The organism is Pseudotabrizicola sp. (assembly GCF_030684215.1).
GTDB lineage: Bacteria > Pseudomonadota > Alphaproteobacteria > Rhodobacterales > Rhodobacteraceae > Pseudotabrizicola.
This window is the reverse complement of record NZ_JAUXOV010000073.1, coordinates 1-26,184: the sequence shown is the minus strand read 5'-3', so window position 1 is coordinate 26,184 and position 26,184 is coordinate 1. Positions and strand designations below refer to the sequence as shown.

Genomic DNA, 26,184 nt, shown 5'->3' with positions numbered 1-26,184 from the left:
CGCCCACTCTGCGGATCAGGGATGGAGGGCGCTATGCAAGCGGTAAGGTTGTTCGGTGTTGGAGATCTGCGGCTGACCCAAGTGGCCGAGCCGCAGCCAAACCCCGGGGAACTTGTCGTGCGGGTTGAGGCATCGGGCATCTGCGGAACCGACCGTCATCTGTTTTTGGGCGAATTCCCCAGCACACCACCTGTGACCTTGGGCCATGAATTCAGCGGCATTGTAACCGCGGTTGGGGATGGCGTGGATCTGGCCCTGGGCACCCGCGTTACCTGTGACCCCAATATCCCCTGTCTGACCTGCCCCCAATGCCTGCGGGGTCGGGTCAACCTGTGCCCGAACAACCGCCCCACTGGCGTTGGCCGCGACGGTGGCTTTGCGCCCTTCGCCCTTATGCCTGCGCACAATGCCATTGCTCTGCCAGCGGGCCTGCACCCCCATCACGGCGCATTTTGTGAACCCCTTGCCTGTACCTTGCACGGGCTGGACCGCGCCGCCCTGCGCCCGGGCGAGCGTTGCATGATCCTTGGCGGCGGAGTTATCGGCCTTTTGGCGCTGCAACTCGCGCGCTCTGCCGGGGCAGAGGTGATGATGCTGACCCGTAGCCGCGCCAAGCAGGATCTGGCCCTGTCACTGGGCGCAACCCATGTGGCCGCGACGCCAGCGCAGGCGCTTGCAATCTGGCCCTTTGGGGCAGATGCGGTGATCGAATGTGCGGGCGTGGCCGACACCGTGCAAGCCGCCCCCGCCCTGACCGCGACCGGGGGGCGGATTGTCATTCTGGGGGTGCTGGCCAAAGGCGTTACGGTTGCTATTGAACCCTTTGACCTGTTGTTCCGAGAAATCCAGATGTTGTACAGCTTTCTCAACCCCTTTACCCACGCCCGCGCGGCGCAGATGATTGCGTCGGGCGCGGTCAGCGTCGCCCCGCTGATCAGCCGCGTGCTGACTCTGTCCGAGGCTGTCACAGCCATCACCCACGCCGCCCCGGCGGGCGACGTGCGCGCAATCGTGGTGCCGCAATGATCCGGCTGAAAGGGCATCTCATCTGCATGTCGCAAGCCGAGGCCGATGTCGTCCGCGCGCATCTGCCCGAACACATCCGCCTGTCGCGCGAAGAACCGGGCTGTCTGTCGTTTAATGTTGCCCAGACCGATGACCCGATGATCTGGGATGTTCAGGAATCCTTTCGCACCCGCGCCGATTTTGATGCCCACCAGACCCGCACACGGGCCAGCCTCTGGTTTGATGCCACCCGCCATATCCTGCGAGATTTCCGGGTCGAGGAATTGCGCGACTGACGGCTCTGGACAGTCCCTCTGGCACGCGCCAGAAGGGGCACATGACCACCCCCGCCCCCTATCGCCCTGTGACTGCCGCCCTGTGGATGCTTGGCTCTGTCGTGTCCTTCAGCGGGATGGCAATTGCCGGGCGTCAACTTCAGGGCGTGCACGATACGTTTGAGATCATGGCGGCGCGGTCTTTTGTCAGCTTTTTTCTGGTGATCGGCGCGGCCCTTGCCATGGGCCGTTTGCGTGATATCCGGGCCACCCGGCTGACGGGCCACGCTGTGCGCAACGTGGTGCATTTTACCGGGCAAAACCTGTGGTTCTGGGCGCTGACTCTGATTCCCCTTGCGCAACTGATCGCGATTGAATTCACCTCACCGCTTTGGGTGATCCTGCTGTCCCCACTTCTTTTGGGCGAGCGGATCACTGGCCCGCGCGCGCTTGCCGCCGGGCTTGGCTTTGTCGGCATCCTTATCGTGGTGCGTCCCGATTTTGCCGCGCTGAATGTCGGCGTTCTGGCCGCCGCCGGGGCAGCCATCTGCTTTGCTGCGACCAATATCGCGACCAAGCGACTGGCGCGCGATGTCACTATCCTGTCGATCCTGTTCTGGCTGACGGTGATGCAATTCATCTTTGGCGCAGTGCTGGCCGCGTGGGACGGGCAGATCACCTGGCCAACCGCCACCACCGGACCCTGGCTGTTCTTGATCGGCGTGACGGGCGTTCTTGCGCATCTGTGCCTTACCTCGGCCCTGCGGCTTGCCCCCGCCACATTCGTCATGCCGATAGATTTCACCCGCCTGCCGCTGATGGCCCTCGCCGGGGCGCTTTTGTATAATGAACAGCTGGAAGCACTGCTGTTTGTGGGTGCCGCACTGATCGTTCTGGCCAATTGGATCAACATCCGGTCTGAGACACGAAAGCCACACAACCCCTGAATGAATGATTTGTGACGCGGCGTCATTGATTGACCTGTAAAGCCTGCGTCAAATAGCCTCTTCTCATGGGAAATCCAATCGTCGGGATGAGGAACAGTATGAAGAATTTGGTGATCGCCGTCGGGATCTCGGCTCTTGCGGCCGGCTCCGCGCAGGCAGGCGGACTCGAGCGCACAACGCAATCTATGGCGCTGTTGTTTGAGCGCGGAAATTATGCAGAATTGTCCTTCGGTTCCGTCAAGCCGAGGGTGTCAGGCGTAGGTGCGGCCGCCAACCCGGGGTCACCCACACCGGGTGTTCCAAGCGGCGATATGTCTGGTGACTATACCCAGCTTGGCATGGCCGTAAAAACCGCGATCAACGACCGCCTTGATTTCGCGCTGATCCTTGACACCCCGTTCGGGGCGAAAGTCAATTATCCGATGACCGGCTATTTCGCTTCAGGCGCGACGGCCGATTTGAAAACTTCAGCCCTCACCGCTGTAGTACGCTACAAAGTGGGCGAGAGTTTTAGCGTGATCGGTGGCTTGCGCTCGCAGACACTGGAAGCGGTAGCGCGCGTGCCGTTTGTTGCAGGCTATAGCGTGGTCGGCGAGCAAGATCGTGGCTTGGGCTATGTGGTTGGCGTGGCTTATGAAAAGCCAGAAATCGCATTGCGCGTTGCGCTGACCTATAACAGCAAGATAAAGCACAACGTCGCTACGGCCGAATTCTTTGGCCTCGCGGGCCCGTTCAGATCGAACACCGTCATTGAAACGCCGAAGTCGGTGAACCTTGAAGCACAGTCGGGCATTGCAAAAGACACCCTGCTGTTTGGCTCTATCCGTTGGGTGGATTGGTCGGCGTTTTCAATTGCACCGCAGCAATATGTCGGTGCAACAGGGCGGCCGCTGGTGTCCTATGACAATGATACCACGACCTATACCATCGGTCTGGGGCGTCGGTTCAACGAGAACTGGTCAGGGGCAGTGTCGGTCAATTACGAAAAACAGAGCGGCGGATTTGCAGCCAATCTTGGGCCGACCGATGGGCGCCTAGGCGTGACTTTGGGCGGCACCTACACCCGCGACAACATGAAAATCACTGGTGGTGTCAGCTATGTTGATATTGGCGATGCAGACACCACGCTGGCGCCGGTGGCGCTGGGCCTGCCAGCTGGCAACTTCCGCGGCAATAAGGCTATTGGCGTCGGCATGAAAGTCGGCTTCACCTTCTGATCGGCCCAACGGCACCACAGATCAAGCCCGCCCCCTCACAGGGGCGGGTTTTGCGTTGAAGACGCAGCCGGGGGGCGGTAACTGTCAGGCGCAGGCTTGAGGAGAGGGCGATGATCTACGCGACCGGGGCAGACTATCTGGACAGCGCGCGCAAGCGGGTTTTGCTTTTTGGCATGTCGGGTCTGGGCAAGACCCATCTGTCGAACATGCTGCGCGATACCCGCGCCACCACGGGAGGCTGGTTCCATTACTCGGTCGATTACCGGATCGGCACCCGCTACATGGGTGAATATATCGCCGACAATTTCAAGCGCGAGGCGATGAAAGTGCCGCTTCTGCGCGAGTTGTTGATGACAGACTCGGTCTACATCGCGTCGAATATCACCTTCGACAATCTGGCCCCCCTGTCCACCTATCTGGGCAAGCCCGGCGATCCGGCACGGGGTGGCCTGCCCTTTGCCGACTATATGCTGCGCCAGGAACAGCACCGCAGGGCCGAGGTTGCCGCGATGCTGGACACGGCGCATTTCATGGCGCGGGCTGAAACAATCTATGGCTATCAGAACTTTGTTTGCGACACCTCTGGCTCTATCTGCGAGGTGGTGGAGGCCGAAAACAAGGATGACCCGGTGATGCGGCAGCTGTCGGAAACACTGCTGCTGGTCTGGATCAAAGGCTCTGATGACCACACTGCCGAATTGGTACGCCGTTTTGATCGTGCGCCAAAGCCTATGTATTATCAGCCCGAATTTCTTCATGCGGCGTGGGAAGAATACCGGGTAACCCATGACAAAATCGAAGAAACTTGCGATCCTGATCACTTTGTGCGCTGGACATACGCCCGCGCACTTGCCCATCGTCAGCCGCGCTATGGCGCGATGGCGGACTGGGGGGTGACCGTCACCGCCGAGGAGGTGGCCGCCGTCGCCACACCGCAAGATTTCAACGCCCTGATCGCCCGCGCCATTGATCGGCGCTGATCCAGCGCCTACATCCCTCGCGCCAAAGGAAGCGTCCCATGCCGATTACCCTGCCAGAGACCCTGCCCGCTTTTGACGTGCTCCAGCGCGAAGGCGTCATGGTCATGTCGCCGGAACGGGCGGCGCGGCAGGATATCCGGCCGCTGAAAATCGGCCTTCTGAACCTGATGCCAAAGAAGATTCAGACCGAAAACCAGTTCGCGCGTCTGATCGGGGCCACCCCTCTGCAAATCAGCTTCGAGCTGATCCGCATGTCGGAACACCAGACCAAAAATACCGCCGCCGAACATATGGAGGCGTTTTATCGCCCGTTTCAGGAGGTGAAGGCCGAGAAATTTGACGGGCTGATCATCACCGGCGCGCCGATTGAACATCTGCCCTTTGAACAGGTGACCTATTGGCAGGAATTGGCAGAGGTCTTTGAATGGACGCAGACCCATGTGCAATCCACCCTTGGTGTGTGCTGGGGCGGAATGGCGATGATCAACCATTTTCACGGCGTCAAGAAGCACATGCTTGACCATAAGGCATTCGGCTGCTTCCGGCACCGCAACCTGTCGCCCACCTCGCCCTATCTGCGCGGGTTTTCGGATGATTTTGTGATTCCCGTCAGCCGTTGGACCGAAATGCGTCAGGCAGAGATTGACCAATGCCACGGTCTGCGCACCCTTTTGGGCAGTGATGAGGTTGGCCCCTGTCTGGTTGAAGACCCGGATCACCGCGCGCTGTATATCTTCAACCACTTTGAATATGACAGCGATACGCTGAAGCAGGAATACGACCGCGATATCGCCAGCGGCACCGCGATCAATGTGCCGCTGAACTACTACACTGATGACAACCCGTTGATGAAGCCTCTGAACCGCTGGAGAAGTCACGCGCACCTGCTATATGGCAACTGGATCAACGAGATATATCAGTCCACCCCTTATGACCCTCAAGACATTGGCCGTTAGTGCGGCACTCATCGGCCTTGGCCTGATTGCCGCAACCCAATGGCGGCTAAGTGCGCGCGCGGCTTCGGCACAGCAAACGCATCCGCCGACGGGGCAGTTTGTGACCGTCGAGGGGCTTGCGGTGCATATGCAGATTGCGGGCTCTGGCCCCGATCTTGTGATGATCCACGGCGCGAACGGCAATCTGCGCGAGTTTACGTTTGCGCTGATGGCGCAATTGTCGGACCGCTACCGGGTGATTGCGGTGGACCGTCCCGGCTTGGGCTATTCCGATCCTTTGCCGGGCAATGACGCCAGCACGGGCGGCCAGGCGCGGGTTCTGCGGCAGGCTATGGCGCAAATTGGCGTGGAAAATCCGATTGTTCTGGGCCAAAGCTATGGTGGCACCGTGGCGCTTTCCTGGGCCTTGCAAGCCCCCCCGGCAGCGCTTGTGCTGGTGTCATCGCCATCATTGCCATGGCCCGGAGATCTGGACCCATGGTATCGGATCACAGCCACACCCGTTGGCCGGGCGACATTGGTGCCGCTGGCCTCGGCCCTCGTGGCAGACAGCTACGTGCGCCGGGCGATCGACGGGGTGTTTGCACCGCAATCTCCCCCCAAGGGCTATGCCGATCATCTGGGCATCGGCCTGACGTTACGCCGTAAATCAATGGCAACCAATGTTTCTCAAATCAATGGCTTGCGGCCACAAGTTGAAGTGATGCAGCGCGACTACCCAAGCCTGATCCTTCCGATCGAACTGGTGCATGGCGACGCCGATACCATCGTGCCGCTTCACATCCACTCTGCTCCGCTGATGGAGCTGATTCCGAACGGGGCTTTGGCAGTGCTGCCGGGTGCGGGGCATATGCCACACCACACTCACCCGAATGAGGTGATTGCAGCGATTGACCGGGTTGCCGTGCGGGCCGGATTGCGCGGACACGACCAATGACCGTAGGTTGAGCCAAACACGGGGGACAACAGCCATGACTCTGCCATCCGACAATGCTTTGCCATTCGATGGTGCCATTAGCGCATTCTTCAAGACCGAAGCGCCCGCCTCGGTCCGCAAGGCTATAGAGACTGCCACCAAGGACGATATTCTTGATGCCACCTATCCCTATCGCCGCGACATGAAGGGCAAGGAGTATGAGGCGCAGATGGGCGCGCTTCAGATCGAACTGGTCAAGATGCAGTCTGACCTGAAAGCCAGCGGCAAACGGCTGGTGGTGATCTTTGAGGGTCGCGATGCCGCGGGCAAAGGCGGCACAATCGGGGCCACGCGTGAAAACCTGAACCCGCGGGTGTGCACGGTTGTTGCGTTGTCCAAACCTTCGGACCGCGAGGCAGCGCAGTGGTACTTCCAGCGCTATGTCGATTGGCTGCCCGCCAAAGGGGAAATCGCCCTGTTCGACCGAAGCTGGTATAACCGCGCGATGATCGAGCATGTGTTTGGCTTCTGCACTCCAGATCAGCGCGCGCATTTCTTTGCGCAACTGCCTGATTTTGAACGGATGTTGGTGGATGAGGGCATCATCTTCCTCAAGATCTGGCTGGAGGTCGGTCAGGCCGAACAGCTCAAGCGCTTTATCGACCGCGAGCAAGACCCTCTCAAGCAATGGAAATTGTCGCCCATCGATATCGAGGGTCTTGGCAAATGGGACGCATACTGCGCCGCGATTGACGAGACGATGGAGCGCAGCCATTTCGACTTTGCGCCATGGACCGTGCTCCTGTCCGATGACAAAAAGCGCGCCCGCATTGCAGCAGTGCAGACGATCCTGCGGGCGGTTGACTACAAGGGGCGGGATCTTGACGAGATCGGCACCCCAGATCCGGCGATCTGCGGCGGGCCGGACCTGCGCAAAGGGAAGTCGTGAAACGCGGCTACCACCACGGCAATCTGCGTCAGGCGCTGGTCGAGGCGGCGCTTGGCCTGATCGCAGACCAAGGACCCACCGGGTTCACGCTGTCCGAGGCCGCCAAGGCGGCCGACGTGACCCCCGCAGCGGTCTATCGCCATTTTGCAGGGCGCGAGGATCTGCTGGCGGAAGTTGCGCGGCAGGGATACGAGATTTTCGCGGCGCTGATGGAATTTGCCTTTGACAATGGCCGCCCCTCGGCTTTGGCCGCGTTTGAGGCGACGGGGCGCGCCTACCTTGCCTTTGCCCGCAAGTATCCCGGCCACTATATGGCGATGTTCGAGGCCGGGCTGAACCTGAATGACCACCCCGAGCTTGCCCTTGTGGCGCATAAAGCGCGTGGCGTGCTGGAGCGGGCGGCAGAAAGCCTGTCGCAACACCTGCCCCCCGCCATGCGTCCGCCCGCGACGATGTTCTCGGCCCATATCTGGGCGATGAGTCATGGCGTGGTAGAATTATACATGCGCGGCAGTGCCAATGGTGGCGCGCCAAGTCCGTTTCCGCCAGAAGATCTGCTGGAAGCGGGTATCGGTATTTATCTGCGCGGATTGGGGCTGCTGCCGCCAGACCGGGCCAAGCTGTCCTGAGGCTGGGCTTGAGGACCGTCGGATGCGCTCCGCGCGGGAGTATTTGAGCCAAGATGAAGGCGTGCGATCAGGCAACAGTGCGGTGTGGCGCATGTGGCTGGCATTGAAGCGGGGCCGGTGCGGCGCTATGGGTCGGGGGCTGTATCGTCTTACGTGATGGAAGGCTGCCATGTACCGGGTCTCTCCTTTTGTGCGCCATTTCGGGTTGGCTTTGCTGGCCGGGATCGGGATGGCAACGCTGTGGCTGACGCTGTCTGCGTCAAGCTACTATGACGCGGTGGAGTGGCGGCTGGTTGAACTGCCATTGCCCGAATGGCTGGCACCGTTTCCGCTGGCATTGACTCCGGTTGCTATTGTGTCTGAAGGGTTGATGGCGCTGTTTTTGTTCTTTGTTGGCAAGGAATTGTGGGAAGCTGTCCGGCTGAAGCGCGGGGCCTTGTCGGGGCGGCGTGGGGGCTTGCCCTTGGCGGCCATGCTTGGCGGCTGGATCGGGGCGGTGCTGGTCTGGCTGATCTGCGGCGCGCTGTTTGAAACAGCGGTTGAGGCCGGCACCGGGGCGGGTTGGCCCCTGCCCTTGGGGTCAGATGTGGTGCTGTGCTATCTGGTGGGCCGGATGATCTTTGGCAACGGCCACCCTGCCCTGCACCTTTTGCTGCTGATCACCATTGCAAATGATATCTTTGGCCTGATCGTTGTGGGGCTGGCCTATCCGGCGAGCGGATTGCGGCTGATCTGGCTGGGGTTGACGGTGGTGGCCATCGCTGCGGTCTGGTTTGGTTTTGGCCGTCTGGCGCGGGCCAATGCCAGCGAGCGTGATCATCGCCGGGCCTTTGCGCTTTGGCCTTATGTGCTGGGTGGGGGGGTGTCATGGCTTGGGGTGGTGCTGGCGGGACTGCCCGGAGCTTTGGGGTTGTTGCCGCTGGTTCTGGTCATGCCGCATGCCGACCGCGCCTTTGGTCTTTTTGCCGAAGCCGAGGAATTCCTGCACGACCCGCTGAACCGGCTGGCACATCTTTTGGTCAAACCGCTTGCTGTGGTGCTGTTCTTGTTCGGCCTGACACAGGGCGGCGTGGATTTTCTGGCGTTTGGCCCGACCACCGGCACGGTTCTGGCAGCGCTTTGGCTGGGCAAGCCCGCCGGAGTTTTGCTTGGGGCCTGGGGTGCGGCGCGGCTGTTGGGGTTCGGCCTACCGCAAGGGGTGCGCCCCGGTGACCTTGTGGTGATCGCGGTGATCTGCGGCATGGGGTTCACTGTGCCGGTTCTGGCACTGGACAGCGCATTGCCCGGTGGCAGCATGGCAGAAGCCGCCCGCATGGGGCTTGTGCTGTCGTTGCTGGCAGGCTTTGCCGCATTTGTGATCGCGCGGTTTTTGCGCCGGGCCTAGGCGACTTGCCCAATGGCAAGGTGATCGGACATAATGCTGCCCGAAAGCTGGCCTATCTTTTAGGCAAAAGAAACTGAGGCAGAAGGTCGTAAACACTGGATTAGCCATTGGCGCATAGCCTGGCGAAGGTCCATGATGCGACCGACGATGTTAGGCGGGCAAGGGGCGACGGGTGATCGAGTTCGAGGGTGTGTCAAAGTCCTTCTGGACCGGAAAGCAGCGCAAGATCATTCTTGATCGGGCGTCGTTCCGGGTGGATATTGGCCAGTCGCTTGGCATTCTTGCCCCGAACGGCGCGGGCAAGACCACGATCATCAACATGATGGCTGGTCTGGAGAAACCAGACGAAGGACGCGTCACCCGCACCAGCAGGATCTCGTTTCCGCTTGGGTTCATGGGCGGCGTGGTCAACAAGCATACCGCGACCGAAAACAGTCGCTATGTTGCGCGGCTGTATGGGCTGGACCCGGACTATGTGGAAAGTTTCTGCCGTTGGCTGTGCGGGATCGAGGACTATTTCGACATGCCGGTCGGCACCTATAGCCAAGGCATGCGGGCGCGCTTTTCCTTCGCGCTGATGCTGGCGCTGGAGTTTGACATATACCTGATTGATGAGGGTATGCCCGCCACCACCGACGTTGAATTCAACCGCAAGGCTGGCCGCATTCTGCGCGAGCGCTTGCAAGGATCAACCGTGGTGATCGTCAGCCATCAGGCGCAGACCTTGGAAAAGTTCTGCAAACAGGCCGCTGTTCTGCGCAACGGGCAGCTATACATTTTCGACACTCTGGATGAGGCGAAGCAGCTTTATGACTATCAAGCTAAGGGTTAAACGCTACAATCTGCGCCGACCCGATCCGGTCAGCGCGCCGCCACCTCTTGTTCTGCGGCAGCGGCCGGCCAACACCGCCGCCATACCCGTCCGTATGACCCAACCCGTGCCACCGGTGACAGATGACGGCTTTGGCCCCGATCCCTTTCCCACGGCGACAGATCAGACGGTTGCAATGATGGATGCCAGTGCCCATCGGCCTGCGCCCACAACCATGGCGGCGGCACAAGCCAATCCCACAGATCTCGACCAGATCCGCAAAGAGGGTCTGACGGGGCGCCAGTTGCGTCTTGCCCGGCGCATGGCACAAAAATACGGCATGCCCGCCACATCTGATTTTGACGCCGTGCGTCTGCTGCGAGCGGCCGGGCTGGACCCGTTCCAGAAATCAACCATTCTTGGACTGATCAGCGCCGAGGGCGATGATGACACGCCTGCCACATTCCCAGACCCGTCATCGCGGGCGCTGACGGTGGGGCCGCGCGGCGATGGGGTGCAACTGCCCCAGACAATAAAGCCGATCAAGGTTCCCTCGACCGAAGTACGCGCCGAAGAATCCCACATGTCAGACATCCAGCGCATTCAGCGTGACCTGGCCAAGCGCCGTCGCCGCCGGTCAGCGTTGTTGATGGCGCGTCTGTTCTTCTTTGTCGGACTGCCCACGCTGCTGGCTGGCTGGTATTACTATATTGTCGCCACCCCGCTTTATGCGACCAAGGCCGAATTCGTGATCCAACAGGCCGATCCTGCTGGCGCGCAGGGAATGGGCGGCCTTTTGTCGGGCACCCAATTTGCCACATCGCAGGATTCGATTGCGGTGCAGGGCTATCTGCAATCACGCGATGCGATGATGCGCCTGGATGACGACAAGAAATTTATCGCCCATTTTGCCCAACCCCAGATTGACCCGATTCAACGCCTGAACGCCGATGCCACGCGTGAGGCGGCCTATAAGGTCTATCAGCGCAATGTCAAAATTGCCTATGACCCCACCGAAGGCATCATCAAGATGGAGGTGATTGCCGCCGAGCCTCAGGTGTCAGCAGATTTTTCGCGCGCGCTGATCAGCTATGCGGAAGAGCAGGTCGATCACCTGACGCAACGCCTGCGCGCCGACCAGATGCAAGGCGCGCGCGAGTCATACGAGCTTGCAGAAGCAGCGATGCTGACCTCGCAGCGCAAGGTCGTGGACCTTCAAGAGCAGTTCAAGATCCTGTCGTCAGAGGTGGAGGTCAGCCTGATCACCACCCAGATCGGGCAGCTTGAAACGCAGCTGAGCCAAGACCGGCTGAGCCTTGCGCAGATGGAATCAAACACCAACCCCAATGTCGCACGGATGGAACCACTGCGCCGCCGCATTGGCACGCTGGACGCTGAGATTGCCACCTTGCGGTCGCGTTTGACGCAGGGCGTGGGGGGTGGCAAATCGCTGGCTCAGGTGCAGTCTGAATTGCTGGTCGCGCAGGCGGACGTGCAGACCCGGCAACTTCTGCTGGCGCAATCGCTGCAATCCATGGAAACCGCGCGCACCGATGCCAACCGTCAGGTGCGCTATCTGTCGGTTTCGGTCAGCCCGGTCCCCCCGGATGAGGCGACCTATCCCCGCGCATTTGAAAATACGATGGTGGCACTGCTGATCTTTGCCGGGATTTATTTGATGGTGTCGATGACAGCGGCGATCTTGCGCGAACAGGTCTCTGCCTAACCGGCACCAGATCCAGCCCATGAAAAAGCCCCCGGTCTTGCGACCGGGGGCTTTTTCGTATTGTCAGATCACCGCGCGGCAGTGACTGCGCGTCCGGTCAGCACCTTGACCAGATTGGCGCGATACGCCGCAGACCCGTGCAGATCACTGATCATATCAGTATCCGGGACGGTCAGCCCTGCAATGGCAGACGCCGCGAAATCGGCAGACAACGCCGCCTCGGCCTCGGCCCAACGGAACACTCCGTTGTTAGAGGCCCCCGTCACCGCCACCCGCACGCCGCCGTCAAACTTGGCGACGAACACCGCCGTCAGCGCAAAGCGGCTGGCGGGCTGGTTGAACTTTACGTATGCCGCCTTTTGCGGGATCGGAAAAACTACTGAGGTGATGAACTCGCCCTCTTCCAGCGCCGTGGTGAACATGCCCTGAAAATAGTCATCCGCCTCTATCTTGCGCCGGTTGGTCACCACCACCGCACCAGAGGCCAGTACCGCCGCCGGATAGCAGGCGGCGGGATCGTTGTTGGCGACCGATCCACCGATGGTGCCCCGGTTGCGCACCGCCGGGTCACCAATGCCACCCGCAAGGGCGGCAAGCGCCGGGAAATGGCTTGCCGCCTCACGCGCCACCACCACATGCGGGGTGGCCGCCCCGATGTGCAGGCCGCCATCCCCGGTGCAGACGCCCTGCATCTCGGCAATGCCGGTCAGGCTGACCAGCACTTCGGGTGCAGCCAACCGCTGCTTCATGGTCGGCAGCAAGGTTTGCCCGCCCGACAGGGGTTGCGCGCCCTCACCCGACAGGGCAAGAGCCGCATCCGCGATGCTGGAGGGTTTGACAAATTCGAAGTTATGCATTGTGGTCCCCTCCCTTTACGCGTTGATCGCCTGCCACACCCGGTTGGGCGAGACGGGCATGTCGATATGTGTCACATGGGTGTGGCCGCCACGTTGCAGCGCGTCGATCACCGCATTGACCACCGCAGGCGGAGAGCCGATCGCCCCCGCCTCGCCGCAGCCCTTGACCCCCAGAGGATTGTGGGTGCACGGCGTGTTGCACGAATGATCGACCGTGTAGAACGGCACGTCATCGGCGCGCGGCATCGCGTAATCCATGTACGACCCGGTCAGAAGCTGGCCATTTTCGTCATAGGTCGTGCTTTCCAGCACCGCCTGACCAATGCCCTGCCCCACACCGCCATGCACCTGACCCTCAACAATCATCGGGTTCATCACGTTGCCAAAGTCATCGGCACAGGTGAAGGACACCACATCGACCTTGCCGGTGCCCTCGTCCACCTCAACCTCGCAGATATAGGCGCCTGCGGGATAGGTGAAGTTGGCCGGGTCATAGAAGGCGGTTTCCTCCAGCCCCGGCTCCAGCGTTTCCAGCGGATAGTTGTGGGGGACATAGGCCGAAAAGGCGATTTCGCCGAAGGTCTTGGCCTTGTCGGTGCCCGCCACGCTGAACTTTCCGTCGGCGAATGTGATGTCACCCTCTGCCGCTTCCAGCATGTGGGCCGCAATCTTTTTGCCCTTGGCGATGATCTTGTCGATGGCGCGGTCCATGGCCGACCCCGCAACTGCAAGACTGCGAGAGCCATAAGACCCCATGCCGAACGGAATCTTCGCCGTATCGCCATGCACGATTTCCACGCTTGACGCATCAATGCCCAGCTTTTCCGCGACAATCTGCGGGAACACGGTTTCATGCCCCTGCCCGTGGCTATGCGCACCGGTCATCACCGAAATGGTGCCCGTCGCATTCACCCGCACTGTCGCGGCGTCATAAAGACCAACGCGCGCGCCCAAGACACCGACCAGATGCGACGGTGCAATCCCGCAAGCCTCAATCCATGTGGACAGACCCATGCCGCGCAGCTTACCGCGCTTGGCACTGTCGGCGCGCCGGGCCTCAAATCCCGCCACATCGGCCAGTTCCACGGCCTTATCCAGCGTGGCCTGATAGTTGCCGGTGTCGTAGACCAGCCCGACGGGCGTGGTATAGGGGAACTGATCGGGCGTCAGCAGGTTACGGCGGCGCACTTCGAACGGGTCAAGACCCAGCTCGCGGCACATCTTATCGACCACGCGCTCGATGCTATAGGTCGCCTCGGGACGCCCCGCACCGCGGTAAGCATCAACGGGGGCGGTGTTGGTGAAAACGGCTTTCACGTTCACATAGACATGCGGCACCTTATACGGCCCCGCCATCAGTGTGCCATGCAGGAAGGTCGGCGTGGCAGTCGAGAAGTTCGACAGATATGCACCGACATTGGCAAGCGTTTCCGTGCGGATCGCAAGGATATCGCCCTCAAGCGTGCAGCCCATCTCGATCTTGGTCACATGGTCGCGGCCATGGGCGTCGGACAGAAAGCTTTCGGTCCTCTCTGCCGTCCAGCGCACCGGGCGGCCCAGCCGTTTGGCGGCGGCCAGCACCAAGGCTTCCTCGCCGTAGTGATAGATTTTGGACCCGAAACCGCCCCCCACATCGGGGGCCACCACTTGCAGCTTGTTTTCCGGAATACCCATCACAAAGGCGCAGACCAGAAGCCGCGTCAGGTGCGGGTTCTGGCTGGTGGTGGTCAGCTTGTAGTCGCCAGTGCCGGGGAAATACTCGCCAATGCTGGCGCGCGGCTCCATTGCATTGGGCACAAGCCGGTTGTTGGTCAATTCCAGCGTCACCACATGCGGGGCGGCTTTCATGGCGGCGTCCACAGCGGCGCGGTTGTCCTCGATCCAGCCCCAGTCAAAACAGACGTTGTCGGGAATCTCGTCATGCACGCGGTTGGACGCATCGGCGACAGCGCCGCGCATATCAACGACAGCGGGCAGGTCTTCGATCACCGTGGCATCGGACAGCACCTGTGCTGCATCCTTGGCCTGTGCATAGGTTTCCGCGATCACGGCAGCATAGGCGTCGCCCACGTGGCGCACCTTGCCATGCGCCAGCACCGGGCGCTTGGGTTCGCGCATTGGCGTGCCGTCGCGGCTGTTGATCAGCCAGCCCGCCGGGTTGCCGCCAACATCCTTGAAATCCTCGCCTGTGAATACGGCCAGTACGCCTGGCATGGCTTCTACCGCCGCAGTGTCAATCGACACAATCCGGCCGTGCGCCACCGTAGAGCGGACCATGACGGCAAAGGTCTGGCCGTGCAGGCTCAGGTCATCTGTGTAAACCCCGCGCCCCGTCAGAAAGCGAATATCTTCGCGGCGCTTGGTAGAGGCGCCTATTCCGGTATCTTTTGGCATCTTACCCCCCTATTCCGCAGCCATCGCGCCTGCGTCCTGACCGGACGCGGCGAGAACCGCTTTGACGATGTTATGATAGCCGGTGCAGCGGCAGATATTGCCCTCCAGCTCGTGGCGCACTTCCGCTTCGGTCGGGCGCGGATTGTCGGCCAGCAAAGCGGCGGTGGTCATCACCATACCCGGAGTGCAGAACCCGCATTGCAGGCCGTGATGGTCCTGAAACGCCTGTTGCACCACGCCAAGGCTGCCATCAGCATTGGCCATGCCTTCAATCGTAAGAACCTGCGCCCCTGCGACATCCATCGCAAACACGGTGCAGGATTTCACAGCCTTGCCGTCGACATGCACAACACAAGCCCCGCATTGCGAAGTATCGCAGCCGACATGGGTGCCGGTCAGCCCCAGCCCTTCGCGCAGGTAGTTGACCAAAAGGGTGCGCCCCTCGGCCTGTGCCGAGACGGATTTTCCGTTCACGGTCATCGTGACTTCTGTCATGGTTTTCCTCCCTTGGAATTGCCCTGGGTTAGATTTTTGGTTCAGCTGATCAGGCGCTTGAACCAGCCCTTTTTCTGGCCTTCGGCCCCGTCAGAGCCCTCGTCGTTGCCTTCGGCCGCAACATCGGGTTCCAAAACTTCGGGTTCGGTTGGCCCTTCAACGGCTGTCTGAAAGCGGTTGAAAAATTCATCAGCCATCTTTTTGGCAAAGCCATCAATGATCCGGCTGCCAAGCTGTGCCAGCTTGCCGCCGACATTAGCCTCTACCTCGTATGACAGGCGAGTGCCTTCGGGGATCGGTTCAAGCTGGACCACCGCGCCGCCCTTGGCAAAGCCCGCAGGCCCGCCCTTGCCCTCACCCGAGATGGTCACAGCAGCACCTTCGGTGATCAAAGACAGAGTTACCGCACCTTTGAAGGTTGCCTTCACCGGGCCTACCTTTTGGGTCACGGTGGCCTCAAACCCGTCATCGCGGTTGCCGGTGACTTCGGTGCAGCCGGGGATACAGGCCTTCAGCACGTCAGGATTCAGGATCGCCGCCCAAACCTCGGATGGCGCGGCCTTGATCTCGCGGGTATCGCTCATTTGCATGGTTGTCAGTCTCCCTTGGCAGCAGCTTATGCGGCGGGTCGGGGCTGCGCTATGGAACATAAGTCGTAGGACTATGGTACAAGCTAATCAAGATCGCGCAAAAAGCTTTCCAGCGCGCGGGCGTCAATCGGTTTCATCATGACCTCTACCCCGGCCAGCCGTGCCTGTTCATGAACCTGCGGCCTGCGATCTGCAGTCACAAGCCGCGTGGGCACATCGCCATGCAGACGGCGCAGGGCAAGGATGAAATCCACTCCGGTCATGCCATCGCCCAATTGGTGATCGACCAGAAAGAAATCCGGCAAAATCCCCAGTTCATCAATCAGCGCAAGCGCCTGTTCACCCGACGCAGCATCCAGAACCGACAGGCCCCATTTTTCCAGCAACAGGCTAAGAGCGCGACACAGATCGGGGTCATTTTCGACCAGAAAGCCGATCTTGCCCTGAAGTCGCATGCGCGGGCGCGGTGGGACGGGATGGGGCACGGGCATTGTGTCTTCCGCTGTGACCGAAGGCACCTGCAGCATGAAACAGGTGCCACGCCCCAGCCGTGACGACAGGCCCAGAGGATGCCCCAAAAGCGCGCAGGCCCGTTCCACAATCGCTAGCCCCAACCCCATGCCTTCGCTGGCAGAGGCGCGGGCGTTCAGGCGGTGAAACTCTTTGAATATGTTGTCTTGTTCCTCATCCGGGATGCCGGGGCCGGTGTCCCAGACCTCTAGCCGGGTCATCGCGCCACGTTTGCGCGCGGCCACCACGACACGGCCCTGCGTGGTATAGCGGATGGCATTGCCGATCAGGTTTTGCAAAATCCGGCGCAGATAGGCGGGGTCGGTCATCACCACCGCATCGACAGCGCGCACTGTCAGGCGCAGGCCCTTGGCCGCAGCGATGGCGGTAAATTCGGCTTCCAGCTGGGTCAGAATCGGGCGCAAGGCCACCTGCCCCACCGACACCGCCGCGCGACCCGATTCAAGTTTTGATATATCCAGCAGTGCGTCCAGAATTCCCTCGACCGACACCAGCGCGTTTTGCGCCTTTTCCAGCGCCTCAACAGCCGACGGCGGCACACCTTCGCCCCCGATACTGGCAATGAACAGCTTGGCGGCGGACAAGGGCTGTAACAGATCGTGGCTCGCGGCAGCCACAAAGCGCGACCGGCTGGCATTGGCGCGTTCCGCATGGGCAAGCGCATCTTCCAGCTCCAGCGTGCGGTCCATCACTCGCGCTTCCAGCGTTTCATTCGCCCGGCTCAGCGCTTCAATCGCAGCGCGCTCGGCGGTGACGTCGGTAAAGCTCATCACAAAGCCGCCGTCGGGCATACCTTGGGCAAACACTGCGAGGATCAGTTCATCGCCGCGCCGCAACTCGAACGACAGCGGGCTGCGCCCCGGCGCACCGTTGACCCAAAACCCCAGACGCGCATCTGTCATTCCGTCAGACAGGGTGATTTCCTCGCGAAACCGCTCCAGCAGGTAATCAAACGACGCGCCGACCCGAAACCGGGCCAAGGGGATCGACAACAACTGACCCAACCGCGCATTCCAGCCCACCAACCGCGCCTGCGCGTCAAAGATCGAAACGCCTTGGTTGATGTGGTCCAGCGTGGCGCGGATCATCCGGGCCTGATCGTCCAAAAGCTTGCCGCGTTCCTGCCGTTCGCTGCGGATGATATCGGTCACATCGGTCTGCAAGATCACGGTGCCGCCATCGGCGGTGCGATGCTCGCTGACCTGCACCCAGCGGTCCCAGATCATGCGCACGTTGAAGATGACGTGCCGGTCCTGATGACGCCGCTTGCGCCGGATCGCCCAGTCCTGCGGGGTTTCACGATCGGGCAGCGCCAGAAACCGCGACAGGCTGACCCGGTCGACATAGGCATCGAAGCGCAGACCGGGGCGTAGATCGTCGCGGATATCTTCCATATGCATGCCAAAGCGGCTGTTGCACAGCACCAGCACATCGCCCGCGTCAAACAGCGCAAAGCCCTCCTGAATCGTCTCGATCGCATTGGCAAGGTTTTGCCGCGCGGCTTCGGCACTGCGGTTGGCCTCGCCCAGACGGGCGTTGGACTCGTTGAGCAGATCCAGCGCGCGTTCCAGATCGCGGGTGCGGTCGCGCACCTGATCTTCCAGCATTGCCGCGCGCTGAAACTGCGCATAGGCCGCCCCGCTGTCATCAGTATCGGATTCCACCCGGCGCATCAGCACTTGCGTGATCGCCATCAGCTTTTCCATCTGCCGCTTGGGCGGATCCGCGGGGTTGATCAGCGTGTCAATCATGGCCGGTCTGGCCTGCCGGATCTGGCGGATAGATCGCCACCCCGGTCATCGTCTGGTTCACATGCATCGAATTCCACTGCTCGCCATAGGTGGAAAACCCAACCACACGATGCGCGCGCAGCAGCGCCGAGATCGGGGCCGACATCTGCTTTTCCTGCGCCTCCATCCGGCGCAGGATGCAGTCACAGGCCAGAATTGCGGCAGGCGAAACCGGATCGGACAGGCGCTGCAATTCGCGGTCCAGATGGGCCACCATGTCTTGCGGCTCGGCCAAAGTCAGCACCAGACCTTCGTCTATGGCGGAAAAGAACACCAGATCACCATTCGCGTCCATCCGCTGAATGGCGCGGACATGATGACGCCCACCCACCCGCACCACCAAAGGATGCGCGGCAAAGGTGAATGTGGTCAGTTGCGCCGGATCTTTGCCAAGAAGCCGCGCATATTCCTGTGCGGCAGGTTCGGCGTTGATCTGGCGCACGGTGCGTCGCGCAGGGTCGGCTTGCGTCACCACCATGCGCCGATCTGTCGGCAGCAGATGGTCAAGGTTGAATACTTTGACCCGACAATCGCTGCGCACCAGCATCAGGATCGCCGCATTGCCAAGCGCCTGACCCTGCCAGATCACATGGGTCTGCTCAAACCGCACCCCATCGCCCGCAGATCCGCCAAACAGCGGCACCGGGCCAAGGCCGGGGGCGACGGCTGCGGCAAGATCATCTTCCAGCGTGGACAGGCCATCCACCATCATGAACGCAAATTCATGATCCCATCCGGGGCGGTCTTGCTGCAACCCGGTGCGGGCCCGGATCAGGCGGCCGATCAGGTCTTGCGATGCAATCCGGGTCAGATCCGGCACCAGCAGACATTCGGTGCTGAAATGCGCTGCCGGAAAGCCGACCGCGACAATCTCACCTTCGGCATAACCACTTTGCGCAATCTCTCCGGCTGTTGTGCAACCGATCACCAGATCAGGCGGAAAGCAGGCCGCAACTCCGGCGCACAACCCATCCAGATCGGCCTGCGGCGAAACGAACAGCACAATGCGCGAAAACGGCCCCGGTCCAAGCGCATGGCTTAGCTGCTGTGCCGCATCGGGCGATGTGGCCGGAACCGACGCCGTTGCCAACAGCGGGGTCATAGCATCGCCCGGACTGTCCTTATCACTGCCCATCATCCTGCCCCCCAGAGCAACAGGCTAGGCCGCGCCCACTGTCGGAGCAAGCGGTCAATCCCCTTCGGGCATGAGGCTGTCAAAACTGGCGCCACGCGCGATCAGCACGGCCTGCGTGCGGCTTTGTACCCCCAGCTTGCGCATGATGGCGGTGACATGCGCCTTGACCGTGGTTTCCGCGATGGTCAGGTCATAAGCGATCTGCTTGTTCAGCTTGCCTTCGCAGATCAGTTGCAAAATCCGCGCCTGTTGGCGGGTCAGAAGGGAAAGACGCGCCACCGCTTCCTCGCGCTGACTGGCGGGCGCGCGCGGATCGTTTTGCGGAATATAGCCGTCGGGATGGTAAATCCGTCCCTGCCGGATGGTCTCAAACGCCGCGCGAAACACATCACGGTGACTGTGCTTTGGCACAAAGCCCGAAGCCCCCGCCCGCAAGGCCGCGCTGACCACCCGGTTATCAGCCAGCGATGACACCACCACCACCGGCACCGACCCCACCACGGATTTCAACCGGATCAACCCGTCCAGCCCGTCCACATCCGGCAGGTTCAGGTCCAGCACCACCACATCAGGCGCCGGCCCCCGGTCCAGCCGGGCAATCGCTGTGTCAAGCCGGTCTGCGGTTTCAATCCGGGTGATGCCCGCCACCGCCTTCAGCGTCATCGACAAAGCATCGCAAAACAGCGGGTGGTCATCCACCACCAACGCCGATTGCAGGACGCGGGGCTGATCGCTTTGGGGTATCGGCAGGGGATGCACGGTCATGGCTCACCAGTGGTCATTTGGCCAAGCCTAACAGGAGGGCCTGCTCTGGCATAGCCCGCCTTAAGTCCTATCACGCCGAGGGGAAGGCCGGGGGACTGGAGCCTTGCGGCCGGATAGGCTAAAACAGCCATCGGACCTGACAACAAGGACACTGCCCATGCCCCAGATTTCCCGCCGCGCGGTGCTGTCGCTTGGCCTTGCCATTGTGGTTTCGGCCTGCGGCGGGCGTGACCAGACCCGAACCTTTGTTCACGCCGGTGGTCCGCTCTATCCGGGCGAGACGCCGGAACTGCGCGCGCTGATTGTGCAATATGCCGCCGAATACGAGGTGCCGGTCAGTCTGGTCCACCGCGTTGTGCAGCGCGAATCCGGGTATAATCCACGGGCGCGCAACGGGTCTTACATGGGGCTGATGCAGATTTTGCCGCAAACCGCCCGCACCATGGGCTTTCGTGGCGAGCCGTCAGACCTACTGGATGCCGAAACCAACCTACGCTACGCGGTGAAATATCTGCGCGGCGCGTGGATGGTGGCAGACGGGTCCGAAGATCGCGCCGTGATGTGGTATGCGCGCGGCTATTATTATGAAGCCAAGCGGCGCGGCCTGCTTGCCGCCACCGGATTGCGGGCCTGAGCTTATAGAATGGACGGCAGCCCCCCACCTCGCCCGGCCCTGAGCATAGCCGATCTGGTCGCTGATGGCCTGGCCGATGCCGAACAGGCCCCGGTGCTGGAACAGGTGGTGCAGGATTTCCGCCTGCGCCTGACCCCGCAGATGCGCGCTGCTTCGGCCCTGTCGGATGGGGTGGCGCGGCAGTTCGTGCCCTCGGCGGCAGAGCTGATCCAGCGCCCCGAAGACAGTCTTGACCCGATTGGCGATGATGTTCACGCGCCCGTACCGGGGCTGACGCATCGTTATCCTGACCGGGTGATCCTGCACGTCACCAAAACCTGCGAGGTCTATTGCCGCTTTTGCTTTCGCCGCGAAACGGTGGGGGACACCGGCCACTTGCCGCCCGATCAGCTTGAGGCGGCGCTGGACTATATCGCCCAGACCCCCGCGATCTGGGAGGTGATCCTGACAGGTGGTGACCCGCTGGTGCTGTCTCCGCGCCGGATTGCCGATCTGATGGCGCGGCTGACGGCGATTGCGCATGTTGGCGTGATCCGCCTGCATACGCGGGTGCCTGTGGTAGCCCCCGACCGGATAACCGACGCGCTGATCGCAGCGCTGCGTCTGCACCCTTCGGTCTGGGTGGTGGTGCATACCAACCACGCGGATGAGTTGACCCACGAAGCCCGCGCCGCCTTGGCGCGGTTGGCAGATGCAGGCGTGCCGCTTCTAGCGCAAACCGTGCTGCTGCGCGAGGTGAATGACAACGCCAACGCGCTGGAGGATTTGTTCTGCGCGCTGATCCGGCTGCGGGTCAAGCCCTATTACCTGCACCACTGCGATCTTGCGCGCGGCGCAGGTCATTTCCGCACCACGATTGCGGCGGGTCAGGCCATCATGACTGCTTTGCGCGGACGGCTTTCGGGAACCTGTCTGCCGACCTATGTGCTCGATATTCCGGGCGGTTTCGGCAAGGTGCCGATCGGGCCTGACTATCTGTTGGCCGATGGGCAAAGCTGGCGGGTCACCGATCCGAATGGTCAGATCCACCGCTATGACGACCCTGTAAAAAGCTAAAGCGTTGCACAAGGATCGACCGGCAAGCTTTTGATATCAAACAACCTGACCAGCCGCCCAACCAGATGACCAAGCCCATTGGAAATTATACCCGCCAAGCCAGCCGGTCACATCCACCACCTCACCCACAAAGTATAGGCCGGGAACACCCTTGGCCTGCATCGTGCGGGCGTCCAGCGCATCGGTATCGACTCCGCCAAGCGTGACTTCGGCGGTGCGATAGCCCTCGGACCCCACAGGTATCAGCCGCCAGTTGCGCAAGACTTCAGCCACCTGTTCCAGTGCCGCGTTTGACAAGGTGCCAAGCGCCCCCGCAGGCGCGATCACGGTTTCCAGATGGCGCGCCAGTCGCTCCGGCACCAACCCCGACAACGCCGTGCGCAACGCCAGTTTCGGCCCCCTTGCCCGCGCGTCGCGCAGATGTGCCGCCACATCGCGGCCAAGGCTGACATCCAGCGCAATGCCCTCACCCTCACGCCAATAGCTTGAGATTTGCAGAATCGCCGGGCCAGACAGGCCGCGATGGGTGAACAGCATGGCCTCGTCAAACTCGGTGCGGCCATGGCGCACCCGGCCCTCGACCGACAAACCGGCCAAAGGTGTCATCCATGCCAATTCCTGCTCGGCGAATGTCAGCGGCACCAGACCGGGCCGGGTTTCCACCAAAGGCAGGCCAAACTGTGTGGCAAGCTGATAGCCAAATCCCGTCGCCCCCATTTTCGGAATGGATTTGCCGCCAGTCGCCACCACTACCGAGTCGCAGCGCAATGTGCCGCGTGCAGTAGCCACCATGAAGCCGCCCTCTGGTGCTGCCTCCACCGCGCTGACCGCGCAGCCCAGCCATAGATCCCCCCCCGCGCGCGCCAGATCCTGCGTCAGCGCCGCGACAACCTGCGTGGCAGACCCATCGCAAAACAGCTGGCCAAGGGTCTTTTCATGCCAGGATATGCCCCAGCCATCCATGCGCGCGATAAAATCCCACTGTGTATAGCGTTTGAGCGCCGACAGTGCGAACCGCGGGTTGCGCGACAAGAACCGGTCGGGCGCGATGCCGAGATTGGTGAAATTGCACCGCCCCCCGCCCGAGATTCGGATTTTCTCGCCCGGAGCCTTGGCATGGTCTATGACCAGCACCCGGCGACCCCGACGTGCCGCCTCGATTGCAGCAAACAGACCCGCAGCGCCGGCCCCCAGAACGATAACATCCAACTTTTCCATGCCCGCCCCATAGCCTGCCATACGCATCGCGTCCATCTTTGCATTTTTGTGATGAACCCCCTTGCACCCGCTATCACCCTTGGCTAAACACCGCCGCACGGTTGGGGCGTCGCCAAGCGGTAAGGCATCGGTTTTTGGTACCGACATACCCAGGTTCGAATCCTGGCGCCCCAGCCAACCACTCACCATGTTCGTGGTGTCATGCTTTCCATAAGGTTAGTGTTTGTTAAAGCACCTAGAGTGCCCCAAGGGATGCCCCAACGGGTGTGACGGGTGGTAGATCAACAAAGCCCCACGAAACTTGAAAGCTCATCGTTGTTCTTGGCGAGGAGCGGCATAAAATTGATAAGTTACATGAGGTTGGTGCAGACCATTACTCCCCATATGCCCCTAGTGTTCGCCACCTGACACAAGATACCCGCTCCCTAGCACGAGGTCGCGACGGTCAGCTATGCGGGACGAAGCGGACTTTCGTCGACAGAATGCCTCGGCAAGAATTCGCAGTCGAATCCTGTAACGGCAACTGTTTCTGCGGATAAAAGATGACTCTTTAGCTCATCTCGCGAACCGGGTCACCGCCATCCCAAGTTCCCTTGCTAGCCAGGATACGGGTCCGACTAAAGGAACTTCTGTCGAAATGCCCCACCTCGCGCTGGTAATCCATTTGATCGCGGTGATGGCCCTGCTTATAGGCTGCCGCCATCATGGCTGCATCGGTTCGCCAAAGTGAAACCGTCACTCCGTCGTGACCATCGACGCCACCACCGCTAAATACCGCTCTGCGGATATTGTCCGGTAGAGTGGCATAGAAGTCCTGGACTCGGTCGACCTCACGGATGAACTTGACGATCCGAGGCAAGTCATCCGGGCCGGGATTCTCATATCCTGCAGAGGTTAAGACGCACAGCGGCCCGCCCGGGTCGGTCTTGCAGGTGGTAAAGGTCTCGTTCTCCTTCACGATGCCGCGCCAGTTGACCTTGCCCCGATGCGAGTATGGCACCAACAAGGCGTGAAATTCCTCCACTGCGTCCGCCAGAAACGCCAGGTGCTTACCCGGCATTTCAAAGACTTCTTCCGCCGAACTGCGAGAGGGGTAGACCCCAAAGCCTCCCCATTCATCGGAAACATTTGTCCGCATTCCGTTCGGGCCTTGTGGCGATGCCGGATAGAACCGCCACACTTCAGCTCTTTTCGGCCCCGGAAAGGGGCTGTTGGTTCCGTCAACCGGCGCGTGAAAGCGAACACGATGGAAGACAATCCAATCGTGACTATCCTGATCCATCTTCCCGCTCCTCTACGACGCGATCTGCGTCAACGTTAGCACGCGACAGAACTGTCGTATAGCGACAGAGCCTGCGCGACCGGCCGGTTTGGGCTCAGAGCAGTCAGAGGGTATCTTGTGTTAGGTGGCGAACACTGGGGGATTAGGTATAAGTAATGAAGGAAGAGGGTCGGATAGGGTCTCTCGTGTTGGTGTAAAAGCATCCTACGAGCTGGCTACTCGGCCTTTTTCACCGCTCTATGGGAGTGGCGGGAGTGATTATTTTCAATTCTCGGAAGATCATGGCCACAGGCCCTTGACGAACGAGTGGGATATGCTGAAATTAAACAGTATCCGAACAAAGTTACCAGTCTCGCAAGGTAAGATTGGGATCTTCGCTCTGAATGCGTATGTTGGTCCAGCCACAGGCACCGGCGCGTACCTGATAAAAAGAGAGACCGTGGAGAAGTTACTCCCTCGAATGCTTCCGATCACTCGCGCTACGGACCACGAGATAAATCGATTTTTTCTGCATGATTTCCGTCTGTTCGGCCTTGAACCCTTTCCGAGCCATGTTGATGACGGCAACGTCAGCTTCATCACCGGCGTTGGATCTGGCGAGTTAAAGAAGTTCCGATGGTACAATCGTCTGCCGAACTACGGGCTCCGCGCCGCTAACTACTGGAGACGCCTTAGGTACCTAGCTCAGATCGGTGCCTTTACGGGGACGCGTAAGACCAATGACTAGAAGGTTGGCCCTCGACATTGACCGACGTGCCTCCGTGGGCGTGGTACTCTTTGCCGAACAGAGTTGCAATGTTTGAAGCAAAGGCCATCCGGGAACTTCGGAGAATCTTCCACAAAGCGATGGATCCGCTGACGACCTTGTTTGAAGCCGTACCGCAACGGCTTCATGACCACCAGTTTTACCGGCATGTCCGGGTGACGGAAGGCAAGCAACCAGTTCAGCAGGGAAAGCTCGCAGTCTATCTACTTTTCCAGCCACACGGTCTGCTACCCTCCACACATCTGACAGTCCGCCACCTTGTAAAGAAGGAGTACTCGGTCGTTGCCGTATCTAACGCACCTCTGTCGGAACAAGCGCGTGAAGAACTGCTATCCTCTGTTGCCCTTTTGGTAGAAAGACCGAATTACGGTCACGACTTTGGCGGCTATCGTGACGGACTTCGTGTGGTGCGAGATCGAGGTATTTTCCCATCGCGTCTCTTGTTGCTGAACGACAGCGTCTGGTTTCCTCTGTCATCCAGTGAAACGCTCCTTGAGGAACTGGAGCATGCAACTGAGGGCCTGACCGGGCCGATGTTCGAAAGAAAGATGGGCCGAAGTCACGCAGGCCACTTTGAATCCTACATGATGATGGTTGGGCACCAAGGGCTTACATCTCTCGCCTTTTCAAATTTTTGGCAGAGCTACCGCATGTCGAGTACGCGCCGAAAGGTGCTCCTTCGAGGTGAGAAGGGGTTTTCCCGTGCACTACTAGACCAAGGTGTACCGTCAAAGGTCTGTAAGCGTTCGCGGGGCATCACGGCTTGCCTAGCTTGACGGCTTGAAGTTCCACGGCATGAGATCATTGAGGCGGCTTTGGGGATGGCCGTTGGCAATCGCGGTCAGGGTGGCCTTGAGGTAGGCGAAGGGTTCGACG

At 60.7% G+C, this 26,184-nt stretch carries 26 protein-coding genes and 1 tRNA gene; 17 read left to right on the top strand and 10 right to left on the bottom strand.

Annotation, left to right across the window (positions count from 1 at the left end):
* Positions 1–33: 33 nt before the first annotated feature.
* The 12 genes from Q8K08_RS17005 (at position 34) to Q8K08_RS16950 (ending at position 11,795) form a co-directional block, all read left to right on the top strand.
* Complete coding sequence (locus tag Q8K08_RS17005) at positions 34–1,026, top strand: zinc-dependent alcohol dehydrogenase family protein (RefSeq protein ID WP_304798626.1); 993 nt, start codon at positions 34–36, stop codon at positions 1,024–1,026.
* Positions 1,023–1,301 carry a putative quinol monooxygenase gene (locus tag Q8K08_RS17000; protein WP_304798629.1) on the top strand — a complete coding sequence of 93 codons (279 nt, stop codon included), beginning with the start codon at positions 1,023–1,025 and terminating at the stop codon, positions 1,299–1,301. Before Q8K08_RS17005 ends, Q8K08_RS17000 begins: the two co-directional genes overlap by 4 nt.
* Before the next feature lie 41 nt (positions 1,302–1,342).
* Entirely contained in the window at positions 1,343–2,227 is an 885-nt protein-coding gene (locus Q8K08_RS16995) for a DMT family transporter (RefSeq protein WP_305250906.1), read from the top strand.
* Positions 2,228–2,325: 98 nt separating this feature from the next.
* On the top strand, positions 2,326–3,444 hold the full coding sequence (locus Q8K08_RS16990; RefSeq protein WP_305250905.1) for an OmpP1/FadL family transporter: 1,119 nt from the start codon (positions 2,326–2,328) through the stop codon (positions 3,442–3,444).
* A 110-nt stretch (positions 3,445–3,554) separates the two neighbouring features.
* The gene (locus Q8K08_RS16985) at positions 3,555–4,424 is read left to right on the top strand and encodes an ATPase (RefSeq protein WP_305250904.1); all 870 of its coding nucleotides are present in this window, start codon (positions 3,555–3,557) and stop codon (positions 4,422–4,424) included.
* A gap of 38 nt (positions 4,425–4,462) precedes the next feature.
* Entirely contained in the window at positions 4,463–5,380 is a 918-nt protein-coding gene (gene metA / locus Q8K08_RS16980) for a homoserine O-succinyltransferase (RefSeq protein WP_305250903.1), read from the top strand.
* Positions 5,355–6,317 carry an alpha/beta fold hydrolase gene (locus Q8K08_RS16975; protein WP_305250902.1) on the top strand — a complete coding sequence of 321 codons (963 nt, stop codon included), beginning with the start codon at positions 5,355–5,357 and terminating at the stop codon, positions 6,315–6,317. The genes metA and Q8K08_RS16975 overlap by 26 nt, the downstream gene beginning before the upstream one ends.
* 34 nt (positions 6,318–6,351) lie before the next feature.
* On the top strand, positions 6,352–7,245 hold the full coding sequence (ppk2, locus tag Q8K08_RS16970) for a polyphosphate kinase 2 (protein ID WP_305250901.1): 894 nt from the start codon (positions 6,352–6,354) through the stop codon (positions 7,243–7,245).
* The gene (locus Q8K08_RS16965) at positions 7,242–7,874 is read left to right on the top strand and encodes a TetR/AcrR family transcriptional regulator (RefSeq protein WP_304801574.1); all 633 of its coding nucleotides are present in this window, start codon (positions 7,242–7,244) and stop codon (positions 7,872–7,874) included. The genes ppk2 and Q8K08_RS16965 overlap by 4 nt, the downstream gene beginning before the upstream one ends.
* 169 nt (positions 7,875–8,043) lie before the next feature.
* Entirely contained in the window at positions 8,044–9,258 is a 1,215-nt protein-coding gene (locus Q8K08_RS16960; protein ID WP_305250900.1) for a Na+/H+ antiporter NhaA, read from the top strand.
* 172 nt (positions 9,259–9,430) lie between these two features.
* Positions 9,431–10,090 (top strand): ABC transporter ATP-binding protein, encoded by a 660-nt coding sequence (locus tag Q8K08_RS16955; protein WP_305250899.1) that lies wholly within the window; start codon positions 9,431–9,433, stop codon positions 10,088–10,090.
* Positions 10,091–10,184: 94 nt separating this feature from the next.
* Complete coding sequence (locus tag Q8K08_RS16950) at positions 10,185–11,795, top strand: capsule biosynthesis protein (RefSeq protein WP_322573328.1); 1,611 nt, start codon at positions 10,185–10,187, stop codon at positions 11,793–11,795.
* Between the two features lie 68 nt (positions 11,796–11,863).
* Here Q8K08_RS16950 and Q8K08_RS16945 read toward each other — a convergent pair whose 3' ends face one another.
* The 7 genes from Q8K08_RS16945 to Q8K08_RS16915 all read right to left on the bottom strand — a co-directional run bounded on the left by Q8K08_RS16945 (position 11,864) and on the right by Q8K08_RS16915 (position 20,352).
* Positions 11,864–12,652, bottom strand: coding sequence for a xanthine dehydrogenase family protein subunit M (locus tag Q8K08_RS16945; protein ID WP_305250897.1), 789 nt, complete (start codon positions 12,650–12,652; stop codon positions 11,864–11,866).
* 15 nt (positions 12,653–12,667) lie between these two features.
* Complete coding sequence (locus Q8K08_RS16940) at positions 12,668–15,046, bottom strand: xanthine dehydrogenase family protein molybdopterin-binding subunit (protein ID WP_305250896.1); 2,379 nt, start codon at positions 15,044–15,046, stop codon at positions 12,668–12,670.
* A gap of 9 nt (positions 15,047–15,055) precedes the next feature.
* Positions 15,056–15,541, bottom strand: a complete 486-nt coding sequence (locus Q8K08_RS16935; protein WP_304799594.1) for a (2Fe-2S)-binding protein — start codon at positions 15,539–15,541, stop codon at positions 15,056–15,058.
* 41 nt (positions 15,542–15,582) lie between these two features.
* The gene (locus tag Q8K08_RS16930; protein ID WP_305250895.1) at positions 15,583–16,131 is read right to left on the bottom strand and encodes a CoxG family protein; all 549 of its coding nucleotides are present in this window, start codon (positions 16,129–16,131) and stop codon (positions 15,583–15,585) included.
* A gap of 83 nt (positions 16,132–16,214) precedes the next feature.
* On the bottom strand, positions 16,215–18,413 hold the full coding sequence (locus tag Q8K08_RS16925; RefSeq protein WP_305250894.1) for a PAS-domain containing protein: 2,199 nt from the start codon (positions 18,411–18,413) through the stop codon (positions 16,215–16,217).
* On the bottom strand, positions 18,406–19,590 hold the full coding sequence (locus Q8K08_RS16920; protein ID WP_370870561.1) for an FIST N-terminal domain-containing protein: 1,185 nt from the start codon (positions 19,588–19,590) through the stop codon (positions 18,406–18,408). The genes Q8K08_RS16925 and Q8K08_RS16920 overlap by 8 nt, the downstream gene beginning before the upstream one ends.
* Before the next feature lie 51 nt (positions 19,591–19,641).
* Positions 19,642–20,352, bottom strand: coding sequence for a response regulator transcription factor (locus tag Q8K08_RS16915; RefSeq protein WP_304799586.1), 711 nt, complete (start codon positions 20,350–20,352; stop codon positions 19,642–19,644).
* A 157-nt stretch (positions 20,353–20,509) separates the two neighbouring features.
* Here Q8K08_RS16915 and Q8K08_RS16910 point away from each other — a divergent pair, with 157 nt between their 5' ends.
* Positions 20,510–20,986 carry a lytic transglycosylase domain-containing protein gene (locus tag Q8K08_RS16910; protein ID WP_304799584.1) on the top strand — a complete coding sequence of 159 codons (477 nt, stop codon included), beginning with the start codon at positions 20,510–20,512 and terminating at the stop codon, positions 20,984–20,986.
* Positions 20,987–20,995: 9 nt separating this feature from the next.
* Complete coding sequence (locus Q8K08_RS16905) at positions 20,996–22,042, top strand: lysine-2,3-aminomutase-like protein (protein ID WP_305250891.1); 1,047 nt, start codon at positions 20,996–20,998, stop codon at positions 22,040–22,042.
* Between the two features lie 36 nt (positions 22,043–22,078).
* Here Q8K08_RS16905 and Q8K08_RS16900 read toward each other — a convergent pair whose 3' ends face one another.
* The gene (locus tag Q8K08_RS16900) at positions 22,079–23,296 is read right to left on the bottom strand and encodes an NAD(P)/FAD-dependent oxidoreductase (RefSeq protein ID WP_305250890.1); all 1,218 of its coding nucleotides are present in this window, start codon (positions 23,294–23,296) and stop codon (positions 22,079–22,081) included.
* 66 nt (positions 23,297–23,362) lie between these two features.
* Between Q8K08_RS16900 and Q8K08_RS16895 the strand changes: the two genes are divergently transcribed.
* Positions 23,363–23,437, top strand: a tRNA-Gln gene (locus Q8K08_RS16895).
* 373 nt (positions 23,438–23,810) lie between these two features.
* Here the strand turns inward: Q8K08_RS16895 and Q8K08_RS16890 are convergent.
* On the bottom strand, positions 23,811–24,542 hold the full coding sequence (locus Q8K08_RS16890) for a hypothetical protein (protein ID WP_305250889.1): 732 nt from the start codon (positions 24,540–24,542) through the stop codon (positions 23,811–23,813).
* A 313-nt stretch (positions 24,543–24,855) separates the two neighbouring features.
* Here Q8K08_RS16890 and Q8K08_RS16885 point away from each other — a divergent pair, with 313 nt between their 5' ends.
* Together Q8K08_RS16885 and Q8K08_RS16880 are read left to right on the top strand one after the other, a co-directional pair.
* Positions 24,856–25,269 (top strand): hypothetical protein, encoded by a 414-nt coding sequence (locus Q8K08_RS16885; RefSeq protein ID WP_305250888.1) that lies wholly within the window; start codon positions 24,856–24,858, stop codon positions 25,267–25,269.
* A gap of 68 nt (positions 25,270–25,337) precedes the next feature.
* Positions 25,338–26,084, top strand: coding sequence for a rhamnan synthesis F family protein (locus Q8K08_RS16880; RefSeq protein WP_305250887.1), 747 nt, complete (start codon positions 25,338–25,340; stop codon positions 26,082–26,084).
* On the opposite strand, the gene Q8K08_RS16875 is transcribed toward Q8K08_RS16880, so the two are convergent.
* Positions 26,076–26,184, bottom strand: a 109-nt coding sequence (locus tag Q8K08_RS16875) for a transposase domain-containing protein (protein ID WP_305249673.1), incomplete at its 5' end; no start/stop codon positions are given. The genes Q8K08_RS16880 and Q8K08_RS16875 overlap by 9 nt on opposite strands.

What these genes read in the sequence shown, in the direction of transcription:
- Q8K08_RS16905 (WP_305250891.1), top strand. Translation starts at nt 20,996, where the DNA reads ATGGACGGCAGCCCCCCACCTCGCCCGGCCCTGAGCATAGCCGATCTG.
- ppk2 (WP_305250901.1), top strand. Translation starts at nt 6,352, where the DNA reads ATGACTCTGCCATCCGACAATGCTTTGCCATTCGATGGTGCCATTAGC.
- Q8K08_RS16950 (WP_322573328.1), top strand. Translation starts at nt 10,185, where the DNA reads ATGACCCAACCCGTGCCACCGGTGACAGATGACGGCTTTGGCCCCGAT.
- Q8K08_RS16925 (WP_305250894.1), bottom strand. Translation starts at nt 18,413, where the DNA reads ATGATTGACACGCTGATCAACCCCGCGGATCCGCCCAAGCGGCAGATG.
- Q8K08_RS16945 (WP_305250897.1), bottom strand. Translation starts at nt 12,652, where the DNA reads ATGCATAACTTCGAATTTGTCAAACCCTCCAGCATCGCGGATGCGGCT.
- Q8K08_RS16880 (WP_305250887.1), top strand. Translation starts at nt 25,338, where the DNA reads ATGTTTGAAGCAAAGGCCATCCGGGAACTTCGGAGAATCTTCCACAAA.
- Q8K08_RS16920 (WP_370870561.1), bottom strand. Translation starts at nt 19,590, where the DNA reads ATGATGGGCAGTGATAAGGACAGTCCGGGCGATGCTATGACCCCGCTG.
- Q8K08_RS17005 (WP_304798626.1), top strand. Translation starts at nt 34, where the DNA reads ATGCAAGCGGTAAGGTTGTTCGGTGTTGGAGATCTGCGGCTGACCCAA.
- metA (WP_305250903.1), top strand. Translation starts at nt 4,463, where the DNA reads ATGCCGATTACCCTGCCAGAGACCCTGCCCGCTTTTGACGTGCTCCAG.
- Q8K08_RS16960 (WP_305250900.1), top strand. Translation starts at nt 8,044, where the DNA reads ATGTACCGGGTCTCTCCTTTTGTGCGCCATTTCGGGTTGGCTTTGCTG.
- Q8K08_RS16985 (WP_305250904.1), top strand. Translation starts at nt 3,555, where the DNA reads ATGATCTACGCGACCGGGGCAGACTATCTGGACAGCGCGCGCAAGCGG.
- Q8K08_RS16910 (WP_304799584.1), top strand. Translation starts at nt 20,510, where the DNA reads ATGCCCCAGATTTCCCGCCGCGCGGTGCTGTCGCTTGGCCTTGCCATT.
- Q8K08_RS16930 (WP_305250895.1), bottom strand. Translation starts at nt 16,131, where the DNA reads ATGCAAATGAGCGATACCCGCGAGATCAAGGCCGCGCCATCCGAGGTT.
- Q8K08_RS16990 (WP_305250905.1), top strand. Translation starts at nt 2,326, where the DNA reads ATGAAGAATTTGGTGATCGCCGTCGGGATCTCGGCTCTTGCGGCCGGC.
- Q8K08_RS16900 (WP_305250890.1), bottom strand. Translation starts at nt 23,296, where the DNA reads ATGGACGCGATGCGTATGGCAGGCTATGGGGCGGGCATGGAAAAGTTG.
- Q8K08_RS16935 (WP_304799594.1), bottom strand. Translation starts at nt 15,541, where the DNA reads ATGACAGAAGTCACGATGACCGTGAACGGAAAATCCGTCTCGGCACAG.
- Q8K08_RS16995 (WP_305250906.1), top strand. Translation starts at nt 1,343, where the DNA reads ATGACCACCCCCGCCCCCTATCGCCCTGTGACTGCCGCCCTGTGGATG.
- Q8K08_RS16940 (WP_305250896.1), bottom strand. Translation starts at nt 15,046, where the DNA reads ATGCCAAAAGATACCGGAATAGGCGCCTCTACCAAGCGCCGCGAAGAT.
- Q8K08_RS16975 (WP_305250902.1), top strand. Translation starts at nt 5,355, where the DNA reads ATGACCCTCAAGACATTGGCCGTTAGTGCGGCACTCATCGGCCTTGGC.
- Q8K08_RS17000 (WP_304798629.1), top strand. Translation starts at nt 1,023, where the DNA reads ATGATCCGGCTGAAAGGGCATCTCATCTGCATGTCGCAAGCCGAGGCC.
- Q8K08_RS16890 (WP_305250889.1), bottom strand. Translation starts at nt 24,542, where the DNA reads ATGGATCAGGATAGTCACGATTGGATTGTCTTCCATCGTGTTCGCTTT.
- Q8K08_RS16915 (WP_304799586.1), bottom strand. Translation starts at nt 20,352, where the DNA reads ATGACCGTGCATCCCCTGCCGATACCCCAAAGCGATCAGCCCCGCGTC.
- Q8K08_RS16885 (WP_305250888.1), top strand. Translation starts at nt 24,856, where the DNA reads ATGCTGAAATTAAACAGTATCCGAACAAAGTTACCAGTCTCGCAAGGT.